The 14946-nt window shown below is 45.2% G+C and carries 14 protein-coding genes and 1 pseudogene; all 15 read left to right on the plus strand.

Features of this window, described 5'->3' with window-relative positions:
- The first annotated feature begins 13 nt into the window (after positions 1–13).
- The 15 genes and pseudogenes from prfB (at position 14) to uvrA (ending at position 14943) form a co-directional block, all read left to right on the plus strand.
- Positions 14–1121, plus strand: a protein-coding gene (gene prfB, locus JCM19039_RS06155) for a peptide chain release factor 2 (protein ID WP_152550105.1) whose coding sequence is annotated in 2 segments (ribosomal slippage) — positions 14–85 and positions 87–1121 — 1107 coding nt in all. Because the reading frame shifts where the segments join, the coding sequence is not laid out codon by codon here.
- 75 nt (positions 1122–1196) lie between these two features.
- A pseudogene (locus tag JCM19039_RS06160) lies at positions 1197–2073 on the plus strand (YitT family protein).
- A gap of 217 nt (positions 2074–2290) precedes the next feature.
- A complete protein-coding gene (locus JCM19039_RS06165) occupies positions 2291–2485 on the plus strand; it encodes a cytochrome c (RefSeq protein ID WP_052398568.1) in 195 nt (64 codons plus the stop codon).
- 175 nt (positions 2486–2660) lie between these two features.
- Positions 2661–2891 carry a cytochrome c gene (locus JCM19039_RS06170; RefSeq protein WP_152550106.1) on the plus strand — a complete coding sequence of 77 codons (231 nt, stop codon included), beginning with the start codon at positions 2661–2663 and terminating at the stop codon, positions 2889–2891.
- A 529-nt stretch (positions 2892–3420) separates the two neighbouring features.
- Positions 3421–4107 carry a cell division ATP-binding protein FtsE gene (ftsE, locus tag JCM19039_RS06175; RefSeq protein ID WP_042398008.1) on the plus strand — a complete coding sequence of 229 codons (687 nt, stop codon included), beginning with the start codon at positions 3421–3423 and terminating at the stop codon, positions 4105–4107.
- The gene (ftsX, locus tag JCM19039_RS06180) at positions 4097–4984 is read left to right on the plus strand and encodes a permease-like cell division protein FtsX (RefSeq protein WP_042425004.1); all 888 of its coding nucleotides are present in this window, start codon (positions 4097–4099) and stop codon (positions 4982–4984) included. The genes ftsE and ftsX overlap by 11 nt, the downstream gene beginning before the upstream one ends.
- A 30-nt stretch (positions 4985–5014) precedes the next feature.
- Positions 5015–5428, plus strand: a complete 414-nt coding sequence (locus JCM19039_RS21725) for a hypothetical protein (RefSeq protein WP_052398570.1) — start codon at positions 5015–5017, stop codon at positions 5426–5428.
- Complete coding sequence (locus JCM19039_RS26870) at positions 5392–6372, plus strand: murein hydrolase activator EnvC (protein WP_052398571.1); 981 nt, start codon at positions 5392–5394, stop codon at positions 6370–6372. The genes JCM19039_RS21725 and JCM19039_RS26870 overlap by 37 nt, the downstream gene beginning before the upstream one ends.
- 771 nt (positions 6373–7143) lie before the next feature.
- Entirely contained in the window at positions 7144–7878 is a 735-nt protein-coding gene (locus JCM19039_RS27155) for a S41 family peptidase (RefSeq protein ID WP_307190172.1), read from the plus strand.
- 32 nt (positions 7879–7910) lie between these two features.
- Positions 7911–8015, plus strand: coding sequence for a hypothetical protein (locus JCM19039_RS27160; protein WP_307190173.1), 105 nt, complete (start codon positions 7911–7913; stop codon positions 8013–8015).
- A gap of 62 nt (positions 8016–8077) precedes the next feature.
- A complete protein-coding gene (locus JCM19039_RS27165; protein ID WP_307190182.1) occupies positions 8078–8593 on the plus strand; it encodes a S41 family peptidase in 516 nt (171 codons plus the stop codon).
- Positions 8594–8710: 117 nt separating this feature from the next.
- Positions 8711–8977: a hypothetical protein gene (locus JCM19039_RS06195; RefSeq protein ID WP_042425007.1), complete on the plus strand. Its 267-nt coding sequence runs from the start codon at positions 8711–8713 to the stop codon at positions 8975–8977.
- The gene (locus JCM19039_RS06200; protein ID WP_042425009.1) at positions 8977–9894 is read left to right on the plus strand and encodes a PDZ domain-containing protein; all 918 of its coding nucleotides are present in this window, start codon (positions 8977–8979) and stop codon (positions 9892–9894) included. Before JCM19039_RS06195 ends, JCM19039_RS06200 begins: the two co-directional genes overlap by 1 nt.
- A gap of 182 nt (positions 9895–10076) precedes the next feature.
- Positions 10077–12050, plus strand: coding sequence for an excinuclease ABC subunit UvrB (uvrB, locus tag JCM19039_RS06205; RefSeq protein WP_042425011.1), 1974 nt, complete (start codon positions 10077–10079; stop codon positions 12048–12050).
- A gap of 31 nt (positions 12051–12081) precedes the next feature.
- A complete protein-coding gene (gene uvrA / locus JCM19039_RS06210; protein ID WP_042425014.1) occupies positions 12082–14943 on the plus strand; it encodes an excinuclease ABC subunit UvrA in 2862 nt (953 codons plus the stop codon).
- The last annotated feature ends 3 nt before the right edge of the window (positions 14944–14946 follow it).

The following is a 14946-nucleotide window of genomic DNA, read 5'->3' on the forward strand; positions in this document are numbered from 1 at the left end:
AGGGTGATGAAAGATGGACAGTGTAGAAATTCGGAATGAAATCTCAGCGATGCAAAAGCGCCTCGCGGACTTTAGGGGGTCTCTTTGACTTAGAGACCAAAGAGGCACGGATTGCTGAGCTGGAATTAAAAATGACGGAACCTGGATTTTGGGATGATCAAAACGAGTCAAAAAAAGTCATCGATGAATCCAACGGATTAAAAGAAATTACGGTAACGTTTAGCGAGCTTGCCGAAGAGCTCGAGAATCAAGAAGTGAGCTATGAATTGTTGCAAGAAGAAGAGGACGACGACCTGCAGCAAGACTTGGAGAAAAGCTTAAAACTACTCGGTGAACGCATTAACCAATTCGAGCTGCAAATGTTGCTCAGTGAACCCCATGACCGAAAAAATGCGATATTGGAGTTGCACCCTGGCGCAGGCGGGACAGAGTCGCAAGACTGGGCAGAGATGCTGTTGCGGATGTACACACGTTGGGCGGAAAAACGGAAGTTTTCTGTAGAGACGATGGACTACTTGCCTGGTGATGAAGCAGGTGTCAAGAGTGTTACGTTGCTTATTAAAGGACTCAACGCTTATGGATACCTGAAAGCGGAAAAAGGTGTTCATCGACTCGTTAGAATTTCGCCATTTGATTCATCCGGGAGAAGACATACGTCATTTGTTTCGTGCGATGTGATGCCAGAGATGGATGATGATGTCGCCGTTGACATTAATACGGAAGACTTGAAGATTGATACGTACCGTGCGAGTGGTGCGGGTGGGCAACACGTCAATACGACGGACTCGGCGGTTCGCATTACTCACTTGCCAACAAACACGGTTGTGCAATGTCAAAACGAACGGTCCCAGATTAAAAACCGTGAGCAAGCGATGAAGATGCTAAAAGCTCGCCTTTATCAGTTGGAAATTGAAAAACAACAAAAAGAAATCGATGAGCTTCGTGGCGACCAGGGAGACATCGGTTGGGGAAACCAAATTCGTTCTTACGTATTCCATCCATATAACATGGTGAAAGACCACCGGACGAATTTTGAGGTTGGGAATACAGGTGGAGTGATGGATGGTGGCATTGATCCATTCATTGATGAATATTTACGATCCACTTTAGAGAATAAATAAGCAAAAGGAATGAAAGCTGCCTCGCATTTGGCAGCTTCATTTTTTGCGTGCAACAGATGAGGAGACGGTTTTTTCATGCTTTCTATTCAAAGAAGACGGGGCAGACAACCGGTGGAAGGGAAACTAAGAATCATTTCCAATTTGTTTTTCGTGCTCGGCGGTTCTGCTTTAGTTGCGATATCATACAACTTATTTTTATTACCGAACCAGATTGCGTCTGGTGGGGTAAGTGGTCTTGCGACGATTGTTTATGAAACGATTGGCATTGCTCCCCACCTGATTTATGGGCGCTGAACATACCCTTATTTATTTTGGGAATGCTACTTTTAGGTGGTTGGAATTACGGCGCAAAAACGATCGTAGGGACGTTATTTTTGCCATTTGTCGTATTTTTAACACAAGATTGGGCGCCGCTTACGAATGACCCGCTGTTAGCTTCGTTGTTTGGTGGGATTGGTGTTGGCGCCGGACTTGGTCTTGTGTTCCGTTCCGGAGCGTCAACAGGCGGAACGGACCTTGCTGCGCAAATTATTAATAAGTACACGGGTCTCTCCCTCGGTGCTTGTGTATTTTTTATGGATGGATTAATCGTGACCATCTCTGCATTTGCTTTTAGTATTGAACTGGCGTTATTCGCCTCATCGGATTATTTGTCACCGGGAAAACGATTGATATTGTTCAGACCGGTTTAGGGTACGACAAAATGGCCTTTATCATTACAGCGAATGAAGAGCGGGTAAAAGAAGCGATTTTGACAGATGTAGATCGAGGCGTTACGAAATTACAAGCATCTGGCGGCTTTACAGACGATGAGCGTCCCGTTTTAATGGTTGTCGTTAACCGAAATGAAGTTTCGAAATTAAAATACACGGTCCAAAAGATTGACCATCATGCCTTTGTTGTCGTCACCAATGCAACAGAAGTTTTAGGTCAAGGTTTTAAAATGGACTAAATTAGGAACACTAATGCTCACGAGCATGACCTCATGCTCAGACTCTACTACGAGAATGAACATCGCTGATGAGGAAGGAGGGTATGAGGTTGAAAAAGTTCCTAATGACGTGTAGTGTTGCAATGCTTATTCTAGGCGGCTGTGGTGGTGGTGACGATGCCCCGGCTGATGACAATGGGAATGGCGAGCAAGCGATAGTGTAAGCGCTGAAGAGGGTATGGCGCTATACGAAGAAAACTGTATGTCTTGCCACGGTGGCGATCTTGAAGGTGCATCTGCGCCTGCATTGGAAGGGTATAGTGAAGAAGAAGTATATGATGCGATTGAACAAGGACCTGGTTCAATGCCAGCAGGACTTGTCTCTGGTGAAGATGCAGAAGCCGTCGCTAAGTATGTTGCACAAGAAGGGTAATAGAAGAAGCTTCGAGCGTCTGCTCGAAGCTTTTTTAAATGTAAAAAGGTAAACAATGTTGAAACCATTTCAGCATATACTTGCCGTCTCACTCTTACTGATGAGTGCTGGCTGTGGAGATGACCGCGAACCAGTCAGTGATGATGGCGGATGACCGACCAAGAAGCGGAAGTTGGTGACTCTTACGACGGTGCAGAAGCTTTTCATTTATATGAGCAGAATTAGCATGAGTTGCCACGATAACATTGAGGGTGGAGGGGGCGATTCCGCCGGTCCTGCCTTGCAAGGGTATGGTGCAGAACAAGTGCTAGATGCCATTTTTGAAGGGCCAGGAAGTATGTCGGCCAATTTACTTGATGGGCAAGAAGCCGAATCGATCGCGAATTATATAGCTGAGCACGGGTAATGAAGTGTTTTGAAGCCGCAGGTCGTAAGTCCGAGGAGGCTCAGTCGGTCCTTCGCGGTCATGTAGACACAGCGAAAACAAGTGGCAGCGCAGGGTGAGGTGATGTCGCACTTGTGCTCTGGAGTGTCAAGAAAACACGGTGGTCGTCTTTTGGCCGCCGATGTTGCCCTTATACTCCGGAGTACAAGCATCCGCCTGCAGTGGAAAGCAACAACAAACTGCGCAATTAGGAAAATGTTACGTTCATTCTATTTAGAACGGAAAATACTGAGAAATATACGTTTGTGCCTTCTGTTATATACAGAAGGCTTTTTTGATACAAAATTGTAACAGTCGAATTGTTACATGTCGAATGGGCACAGCAGAACGCTTCTGTTGTTTGTCGGATTGTTTGTTATTGAGATGAAATCAAACTGTAACACAAAAAGTTGGGGGGAATTGATATAATAATTTTCGTAGATTATGACAAGAGGTTTCAAACGTCTACATATTTCGTCAAGAGTTTTTAATTTTGGGTGTGATCAGTAAGATGATAACAATGAAACGAGTGCGCAAGCAGTATCCTAATGGGGTTCAGGCGCTAAATGGGATGGATATACACATTGATAAAGGTGAATTTGTTTATGTCGTTGGACCGAGTGGTGCCGGCAAAACAACCTTTATTAAGCTGATGATTCGGGAATTAAAACCGACTGAAGGAACCATCCATATTAATGGGAAGAATCTTGGAGATTTGTCAAACAAGCAAATTCCTTTCTTACGAAGAAAGATTGGCGTTGTATTTCAAGACTTCAAGCTTTTTAATAAGCTATCGGTATATGAGAACATTGCTTTTGCTCTTGAAGTGATCGAAGAATCACCAGAGAAGATTAAGTCACAAGTGATGGATGTATTAGAGATTGTTGGTTTGAAGTCGAAGGCCCGGTTTAATCCAACGGAATTATCAGGTGGAGAGAAGCAACGTATTGCGATTGCACGAGCAATGGTTAACCAACCTGCAATTCTTATTGCGGATGAGCCGACAGGAAACCTCGATCCCGAGACTGCGTGGAGCATTATGGGCACGCTTGAAGAGATTAATAACCGAGGGACAACCATTGTTATGGCCACACACAACAGTCACATCGTTAACACGTTGAAAAAACGAGTCATCGCCATTGAAAGCGGCAAAGTCGTTCGGGATGAAGCGGGAGGAGCATACGGCTATGAAGCGTAGAACACTCGCACGCCACGGACGGGAAGGTATAAAGAACATTCGACGCAACGGCTGGATGAGCTTCGCTTCGATTAGTGCAGTTGCAATCATGCTGTTTGTTGTCGGTGTGTTCGGTTTCCTCATTATTAATACGAACAGTCTTGTCGATACGATCGAAAATGATGTGGAGATTCGTGCATTCTTTGAACAAGATGTTGAATCTAGTCAGCAAGAAAACTTGATGGAGGATATTGAGCAAAATGCCTCGGTTGAATCCGTCATCTACCGAGACCGAGATGAGGGCTTGGATTATTTTCTTGATAGCTTAGGCTCTGAAGGAGCTGTGTTTGAAAACTTGCGGGATGAGAACCCGTTAAACGATGCATTGATTATACAGGCAACCGATCCACAAATGACAGAACCGTTAGCAGAAGAGATTCGCTCACAGCCTGAAGTTGAAACGGTTGAATACGGAGAAACGATTCTCTCTGAATTGTTCACCGTTACGAACTACATTCGGGTCATCGGCGGGGCGCTCGTCATTGGATTAATCTTTACATCTATATTCCTCATTTCAAACACAATTAAACTTACAATTATCTCACGTAAAGATGAGATTCAAATTATGAAACTTGTCGGAGCTACGAACAGTTTCGTTCGCTATCCGTTCTTCATAGAAGGTATGCTCATTGGAATCTTTGGAGCAATCATACCGATTGCGGGTCTCACCGCAGGATATTACTACTTGCATAGTTTTATGTATGATCAAATTCCTTTCTTCACACTTGTCGATCCGAATCCGATGATCTGGCAAGTGTCAGCCATACTGCTTTTCATTAGTGTTATTGTTGGGGCCTTTGGTAGTCAGATGTCTGTGCGGAAGTTTTTACGAGTATAGAAAAACAGAACTTTGGGAGGAACGCTAAGCATGCAGGGGAAAAAGCTATTCATGTTCGGAGCATCGCTCTTAGTAGCTGTAGCGGGCTGGACGGGTTACACCAGCTCAGCTTCAGCATCAGAGCTTGAGCAAGAGTTAAGTGAACTTCAGAGTGATCGTCAAGAGGTAGAGAACCGTACAGAAGATAAGATGAGCGAGCTTGATGGCGTCGAAAACGACTTGAACGCCATTAGCGAAGAAATTCGTGAACTCGACGAAGAAATTAGCGAAACATCTTCTGAAATGAACCATTTAGAAACGGAAATCACGGAAATTGAAGAGGAAATTGAAGCGTTAGAAGCAGAAATTGAAGAAATTGAAGCAAGAATTGCGGAGCGTGATGAACTCATTAAAGACCGGGCAGCTCGATGTATAAAAACGGTGGCGGTACGGTTGAATATTTAGAAGTTCTGCTTGGCGCGCAAAGCTTCGGTGACTTTATTGAGCGTGTACATACTCTTTCCACAATCGCTGAGCAAGATCGCGACATTTTAGAAGAGCATCAAGCTGACCATGAATTGTTGGAAGAGAAGAAAGCACAAGTTGAAGATAATCTATCAACCTTGGAAAATCACTTAGAACAATTAGAAGAGTTACGTGCAGAGCTTGAAGATATGATGGCGGTGAAAAACGACGTCATGTCAGGGCTTGAAGATGATGAAATGCAACTTTTAGATGAGATAGATGCACTTGCCAATGAGCAGCAGCTACTTGAAGATCAAGAAGATGCGAAAAGAGATCAAATCGCAAAAGCGGAAGCAGCGGCCGAAGCTGAGCGTCAAGCACAAGAAGACGCACGCGTAGCAGCGGCGGCAGAAGCAGAAACTGCAGCAGAGACAGCGGCGGCGACAACGTCATCTCCATCCACTTCAAACAGCTCAGGAGGTGGCGGCAGCTCTAGCGACTCAGGCTCCAGTGTAGGCGGAGGATCGTCCTCTGTGAGTGACACAGGTGGTACGCTAGCACGTCCAGCAACAGGGAACATTAACTCTCATTACGGTATGAGAAATGGTAGAATGCACCACGGTGTCGATATTCCACAAGCAGGTCGTTCAAACGTTCCAATCGTTGCTTCTGAATCAGGTACTGTGCAAGCCGCAAGATATATGGATGGGTATGGAAATACGGTCATTATCCGTCACAACATCGGCGGAAGAACAGTCGAGACGTTGTATGCACACCTTGAATCCATCCACGTATCGGTCGGTCAATCCGTAAGCCGGACGCAACAGATCGGCATTATGGGCAACACCGGACGCTCTACAGGGCCTCACCTTCACTTTGAAGTGCATGAAGGCACATGGAACGGAGCAAAGAGTAATTCAGTGAACCCAGTCAATTACCTCTAAATATAATAGACGAAAAGCCACAAGGGGCCTGGCCGCTTGTGGCTTTTTTGCGGGTTTGTCTACAGCTCATTCATACGGGAATTGCAAAATGTATAACAATGTTTCACTTTAGGTAAATTTAAAATCCCCCGAAGATCACGCTTATGATGGGAGTTCATTGAATGGGGGAACCATTTTCTGCAGGAATTCCCACATAGGAAGGTTATATCCCCACATAGACGTTTCTATGATTGGATTGTTAACGATTGCAACGCTCCAAGTTGTTGAAATCCCCACACGGGTCGGATGCGAGGGTTCTCGCTAAAGGATAACGAGGTAAGGGAGACGGTATTTATCATCACACGCTGTTATCTGCCGGCTAGGGTTTATAGAAAGGCTCCGATCGTCAGAGAAAAGACATTATAGCTCACCTAAATGGCCACACAAACTTCGGCAACTTGCATATGATTTCACCTTTTTCTCAATGGCAAAAACGATCTGTTTGCCGGGAAATCGCAACTGAGTTTTCTGCGCCGAGTGTAACAATGGAATCGCTCTGAACTCCGACGCTATTCTCAATCGGAACTTCTTTGTTTCAACTTATCTAAAAGGCTGTTATAGGGGTGGATTTTCATTCTATCGTCAAAAAACTTCCGCCTATATTCCTTTGTCTTGATACAGAAAATGTGTTTAAATGGTGGGAAGAGAGGTTCACATCATAAGCAATACAAGCGTTTCATATGCTCTTAAAAGGCAAGTCATGTCGTTTTGATAAATAGAGGTGGAGCAATGATGAGTGGAAGTGGCAAATGGATTGCGGCTCTCGTAGCTGCTGTTCTTGTCGCAGGTGCCGGAGGAATGTATGCAGGTGCAAGTTTGGACCAAGGTGGTTATGATGCACCGCTGAGTCAAGGTGACTCAAATTCTGATGGTGAAGGTAGCGGCTGGGATAAGGTGCACAGAGCTTTTGACGTTATTTCAGAAGGATACGTAGAAGAAGTAAATGAAGATGAGCTCTATGAAGGGGCCATTCGCGGCATGCTAGAAGAGTTGGAAGATCCCTACTCGGTCTACATGGATCGTGACACAGCTGAGCAATTTACACAATCACTCGGCAATGAGTTTGAAGGTATTGGCGCCGAAGTAAATATGGTAAATGGCAACGTGACGATTGTTTCTCCTATTCAAGGATCACCTGCAGAAGAGGCAGGTCTAATGCCTGATGATCAAATTCTTGAAGTTGATGGTAATCCGACGGAAGGTCAAACGTTAAATGAAGCGCTCATGCAAATTCGTGGTGAAAAAGGCACGAATGTTGTGCTTACAATCGGCAGAGCATCGGCTTCTGAACCATTTGAAGTAGAGATTGAGCGAGATTCAATCCCGGTCGAAACGGTGCATGCGCACCATTATGAAAGAGATGGTCAAGATATTGGTGTTCTGGAAATCACATCGTTTTCTATTGATACAGCCGATGAGTTTAGAGAAGGCCTCGATGAGCTTGAGAATGAAGGCATTGATGGTTAATTGTAGATGTGCGAGCAAACCCTGGTGGTTATTTGAATAGTGTTCAAGAAATTGGTAGCTTGCTGTTACCTAAAGGTGAAACGATTGTTCAAGTAGAGGAGCCAGACGGTACGGTTACTGAGACGCTTCTACTTTAGAAGAGAATAAGTCTTATCCGATTGTTGGACTCATTAACGGGGGCAGCGCTTCTGCTTCGGAAATTCTCGCCGCTGCATTGAATGAGGCTGGAGGTTACGAGCTCGTTGGTGAGACGACGTTTGGAAAAGGCACGGTGCAACAGTCATATGATTTTGGTGATGGAAGTGAAATGAATTTGTCGATGTTCCGCTGGCTTACTTCGGCTGGAAATGACATTCATGAGGAAGGTGTAGAGCCAACCATTGAACAGACACAACCTGACTATTTCTATGCGACGGCATTGGCGATTGATGAACCATTAGAGCCAAACGATAACAGCGATCAAGTACGCAGTGCTCAGGAGATCTTACTCGGTCTTGGTTATGAGCCAGGAAGAACAGACGGGTATTTCGACGAACAAACAGAGAACGCAGTTATTGCATTTCAAGAGATGGCGGACGACCTCGATGTGAACGGTACGATCAACGAAGAGACCGCTCAAGCGCTTCATACAAGCATTGTTGAACAAATTCGTGAGCCAAGTAATGATCGGCAATTGAATCGAGCCATTGAAGTGATCTTGGAACAAGCATCGTAATGAAGCAGGCCATGCATTCGTCTCTTTGGATACGCGAATGCATGGTTCTTTTTATGGAAGCTATTTTCTGACGACTCAGTTATAATAAGGGAAATACCTAGAAATGAGGGATGCGCGATGCCAACGTGGCTGAACGAGTTGCTGACAGGAATTGGTTTGTTTTTTGTGCACCCACTTACATATATCGCACTTCTTTTTATGGCTTGGTTAGGGTATCGCCGCGTCAAAAGGGAACGAAAAATGTTTCATACTGGGATCGGGGCTTGGACGAATGAATTGTTTTACCCGCTCATCCCAGGTGTGTTAGCAGGCATTGTGCTTTCATCTGTCGTTCTGCTGCTCGGTTTGGTGTTCACACTTCGTACATTCTGCTGGCTGCCATAGTGTATGCATTGCTTCTCATCGTGTTCGGTGCGCGTTTTTTATCATCTGCATATGCACTGTTAATTGCGTACTTATTGGATGTTGGCTTCGCCTTTTTCAATGTGGAACTGCCATTTGTGCAAGTCGGACAAGCGGAGGCGTTTCCCGTGCTCGTTCTCGTCGGGCTGCTCCTCATTGTGGAAGCCATCCTTTTAAGTAGGTTGAAGAAACCCACACACTTTTCACCGCTTCGGACAAAGAGCAAGCGAGGAAAGTGGATTGGTGGACAAATGGTGGAACGAGCTTGGCTCATTCCCATCTTCATATTCATTCCAGGAAGTGGATTTTCTGACATCGGCTGGTGGCCGGTATTTTCGTTCGGAAATGAAGTTTCGCTCGTGCTTTTGCCTGTTCTCATTGGACTTCGAGCGCGCTCACAAACTGAATTACTGTACAAGCAAATACAACGTACGGCGATCCGGACGATTTGGTTGGCTGTACTGACAAGTGCCGGTGCAACAATCGTTTACTTTGACGTTTTCTCACCACTCGGTACGGCCTCAGTGTTGTTCGTCTTCGTAGTGTTCGTCCATATATTGCGGGTATCAAGGGAAGGTCGTCAAATTCCATACTTCACGCCACGGTCTGATGGCGTGATGATTCTTGCAGTTATAACGGATTCGCCTGCAGACAAGATGGGCTTAAAACCAGGGGAAATCATTACAAAAGTGCACCGAGAACCGGTCAATAGCGAATGGAGTTTCTACCAAAAGCTGCAAATTAACCCTGCCTATGGACGGGTAGAAGTTGTTGATGCTCAAGGTGAAAAACGGATCGAACAAGCCGCCCTTTACGATAATCAGCATCATGAATTAGGCATTATCTTTTTGAAGCCCGAAAGCCGCGAAGAGTGGCATAGTTACGACTCACACGGATAATTAAAACAAAGTTGTTATAAGACATTCCCGATTGAGGCATTCTATGAATAATCATGCCAAAAACGGGAATGTCTTTTTATGGACATTGGAAAAGAAAAAGCGAAAATATGTTCGCTTTTTCTTTCGCTATGGTATACTTACACAAAGAAGATGATCGTTGTTGATAGAAGGAGGAACGTGTTTTGAGCCGAGATTTTGAGTTAGTATCGGAATACGAACCGCAAGGGGATCAACCGAATGCAATCAAAGAGATTGTGAAAGGGGTTCGTGATGGGAAACGTCACCAAGTGTTGCTTGGAGCGACGGGAACAGGCAAGACATTTACGATGTCGAACGTCATTAAAGAAGTTAAGAAACCGACGTTAATTATTGCACACAATAAGACACTTGCTGGTCAGCTATACAATGAGTTCAAAGCATTTTTTCCTAACAATGCTGTGGAATACTTTGTTAGTTACTACGATTATTATCAACCGGAGGCGTATGTGCCTCAGTCGGACACCTTTATAGAGAAAGATGCAAGCATTAACGATGAGATTGATAAATTACGGCACTCGGCAACGAGCGCGCTTTTTGAACGTGATGATGTCATCATTATTGCGAGTGTAAGTTGCATTTATGGTTTAGGGTCACCGGAAGAATACCGTGATCTTGTCGTTTCCCTACGCACGGATATGGAAAAAGGACGCGATGAGCTACTCAATGATTTGGTAGACATTCAATATACACGCAATGATATTAACTTTATTCGTGGAACGTTTCGCGTACGTGGAGATGTTGTGGAAATCTTTCCGGCATCTCGTGATGAGCAATGTTTTCGCGTAGAGTTTTTTGGTGATGAGATTGACCGAATCACTGAGGTAGATGCGTTAACAGGAGAAGTCATCGGAGATCGTAATCACGTCGCTATTTTCCCAGCTTCGCACTTTGTGACGCGTGAAGAAAAGATGAAGAAAGCGATTGTAAATATCGAGAAAGAATTAGAGGAACAGCTTGACGTCTTGCACGGTCGCAACAAATTGCTTGAAGCGCAGCGACTAGAACAGCGGACGCGTTATGATATTGAAATGATGCATGAAATGGGCTTTTGTTCAGGAATCGAAAACTATTCAAGACACCTCACGTTCCGGAACCCTGGTGAATCTCCGTACACGTTAATTGATTTCTTTCCAAAAGATTTTCTTTTAATCGTAGATGAATCGCACGTTACATTACCGCAAGTACGGGGAATGTATAACGGAGACCAAGCGAGAAAGCAAGTGCTCGTTGATCACGGCTTTCGCCTGCCATCAGCAATGGACAACCGACCATTAAAGTTCGATGAATTTGAGGGAAGGGTATCGCAAGCGGTATATGTCTCCGCAACACCTGGACCTTATGAAGAGGAACAGTCTCCGGAAATGGTTGAACAGATTATTCGGCCGACGGGGCTGCTTGATCCACTTGTTGATGTGCGTCCGATTGAAGGCCAAATTGATGACCTTATCGGTGAGATTAATGAACGTGCAGAAAAAGGTGAACGAGTACTCATTACGACGCTTACGAAGAAAATGTCGGAAGACTTGAGCACATATTTAACGGAAATTGGCATTAAAGTAAAATACCTTCATTCTGACATTAAGACGCTAGAAAGGCTGGAGATTATCCGGCAGTTACGCCTCGGTGAATTTGATTGTCTCGTCGGCATTAACTTGTTGCGTGAAGGGTTGGATATACCTGAAGTTTCCCTTGTTGCAATTTTAGACGCTGACAAGGAAGGTTTTCTACGAGCGGAGCGCTCGCTCATTCAGACGATGGGTCGTGCGGCACGAAACGCAGCTGGTCAAGTCATCATGTATGCGGACAAAATGACGGGCTCGATGAGGGTCGCTATTGATGAAACTGAGCGTCGGCGTGCCATCCAGCAGAAGCACAATGAAGAGCACGGCATCGAACCGAAGACGATCCAAAAAGCGGTCCCACAGACGGTGCAAGCGACGGTGTCTTCTGACGAAACAGACAGCGCGATCGTAAAGAAACCAAAGCAAATGACCAAAGAAGAACGAGAGAAGACGATCGAGAAGATCGAAACAGATATGAAAGAAGCTGCGCGCTTATTGGATTTCGAACGGGCAGCTGAGTTACGAGATGTGCTCATCGAACTAAAAGGCAGCTAATCGACTATGGATGGAAGGGAAGACCCGACTTATGGCATTAGAGAATATTCAAGTTAAAGGTGCAAGGTCACACAATCTAAAGAATGTAGATCTGACCATTCCTCGCGATCAACTTATTGTGTTTACAGGGTTGTCGGGGTCAGGTAAGTCATCCCTTGCGTTTGACACGATTTATGCTGAGGGGCAGCGCCGATATGTGGAATCTTTGTCTGCGTATGCAAGGCAGTTTTTAGGACAGATGGATAAGCCAGATGTAGACAGTATTGAAGGCTTATCGCCTGCGATTTCCATCGATCAGAAGACGACGAGCCAAAATCCGAGATCAACTGTTGGCACCGTTACTGAAATATATGATTATTTACGATTGTTATTTGCCCGTATTGGTATGCCTTATTGCCCGCGACACCACATCCCCATTACGTCCCAAAGTGTTCAGCAAATGATTGACCAGTTGCTCACGTATCCAGAACGAACGAAAATGCAAATCCTTGCGCCAGTGGTTTCAGGGAGAAAAGGCACGCACGTTAAAGTATTTGAAGACTTAAAGAAACAAGGGTTTGTCCGTGTTCGTGTTGACGATACGATTGTTGACTTGTCTGAAGAGATTACGCTGGAGAAGAATAAAAAGCATAATATTGAAGTGGTTGTAGACCGCATCGTGATTAAAGAAGGGATTGAGGCCCGCCTTTCAGGTTCTCTAGAAACGGGGCTTGAACTATCTGGTGGGCGCATTCTTATTGATGTTGTCGGTGAGGAAGAAGTGTTGTTTAATCAACATCATTCCTGCCCTCATTGTGGATTCTCCATCGGTGAACTAGAACCGCGTCTTTTCTCTTTTAACAATCCTTTTGGCGCTTGTCCGACGTGTGATGGTATCGGCGCGAAACTGGAAACCGATGAAGAATTGGTTGTTCCTGACGCGGGTCTGACGTTAAATGATCATGCGATTTTGCCGTGGAAGCCAACGAGTTCTAACTATTATCCGCATCTCTTGCAAGCTGTGTGCTCTCATTTTGGTATTGATATGGATGTGCCGTTCGAGCATCTTCCGAAAGAACACGTGAATATTTTGTTTTATGGCGGTGGGAAAGAGAAAGTGTTGTTTCGCCATGAGAATGAGTTTGGTGGCGTCCGGGAACGACTCATTCAATTTGAAGGGGTGTTAAACAACATCTCCCGTCGTTACCACGAAACGTCGTCAGATTATGTGCGTGAGCAGATGGAGCAATACATGATTAGCAAGGCATGTAAAACGTGTAATGGCCATCGCTTAAAAGACGAAAGTCTCGCCGTCTGGATTGATGGGAAGCATATCGGTCAAGTGACGGACTTGCCTATTTTGCAAACAAAGTCATGGATCGAGCAGCTCGACTTGTCTGAGAAAGATCGTCAAATTGCCCGTCTCATTTTGAATGAAATCTCTGAGCGTCTAGGGTTTCTAGGGAACGTCGGCCTCGGATATTTAACACTTAGTCGTACAGCTGGCACGTTGTCTGGTGGGGAAGCCCAACGAATTCGTCTTGCGACCCAAATTGGCTCGGCATTGATGGGGGTTCTATACATTTTGGATGAGCCGAGCATCGGCTTGCACCAACGAGACAACATGCGCCTTATCCGAACGTTGGAGAGGATGCGTGATCTTGGCAATACGCTAATCGTCGTTGAACATGATGAAGATACGATGCTTGCTGCCGACTACATCGTTGATATTGGTCCCGGTGCCGGATTAAATGGTGGGTATATTACGTCCGAAGGAACACCAGATCAAGTAATGGAAGATCCAGAATCATTAACCGGTCAATACTTGTCAGGGAAGCGGTATATCCCATTGCCAAAAGATAGAAGAGATCGTACAGATCGAAAGATCTCAATAAAAGGGGCAAGCGCTAATAACTTAAAAAACGTGTCCGTCGATATTCCGCTCGGGGTGTTCAATGCGGTTACCGGGGTATCAGGTTCGGGGAAGAGTACACTCATCAATGACATTCTCCGAAAAGCACTTTCCCAAAAGTTGCACCGTGCCCGTGAAAAGCCAGCGAAACACCGAGAGATTAAAGGGATTGAAGAGCTGGATTACGTCGTGAACATTGACCAGTCTCCAATCGGGCGAACGCCAAGGTCAAATCCGGCAACGTACACAGGTGTATTTGATTATATTCGCGAAGTGTTTGCGATGACGAACGAAGCGAAAGTACGAGGGTATCAAAAGGGGCGGTTCAGTTTTAATGTAAAAGGCGGTCGTTGCGAGACATGCCGAGGAGACGGTATCATTAAGATTGAGATGCATTTTCTTCCTGATGTATATGTGCCTTGTGAAGAATGCGACGGGAAGCGGTATAATCGCGAGACGCTCGACATTACGTACAAAAATAAGAACATTGCAGATGTGCTTGAGATGACGGTTGATGAAGCGATTGTTTTCTATGAGAACATCCCAAGAATCTACCGCAAAATTAAAACGTTACAAGATGTCGGATTAGGGTATATAAAATTAGGGCAATCTGCCACCACACTGTCAGGTGGGGAGGCTCAGCGTGTGAAGCTTGCATCACAACTCCACAGGCGTAGCAGTGGTCGTTCTTTGTATATCCTGGATGAGCCGACAACGGGATTACACGTCGATGACATCAAGCGGTTATTGCAAGTGTTGCAGCGCCTCGTTGACCATGGTGACACCGTACTTGTTATTGAACACAATCTAGATGTCATCAAAACCGTCGACTATATGATTGATCTCGGACCAGAAGGTGGAGATGGCGGTGGTGAAATTGTCGCTACCGGTACACCAGAGCAAATTGCTGCTAACGATCGGTCACACACAGGCGTCTTCTTAAAGCCAATTCTTGAACGAGAGAACAAACGCATGGACGAAGAAGCATCAGTAAATTCGTAGATC

It is taken from the genome of Geomicrobium sp. JCM 19039 (assembly GCF_000698145.1).
Lineage (GTDB): Bacteria > Bacillota > Bacilli > Bacillales > Marinococcaceae > Geomicrobium_A.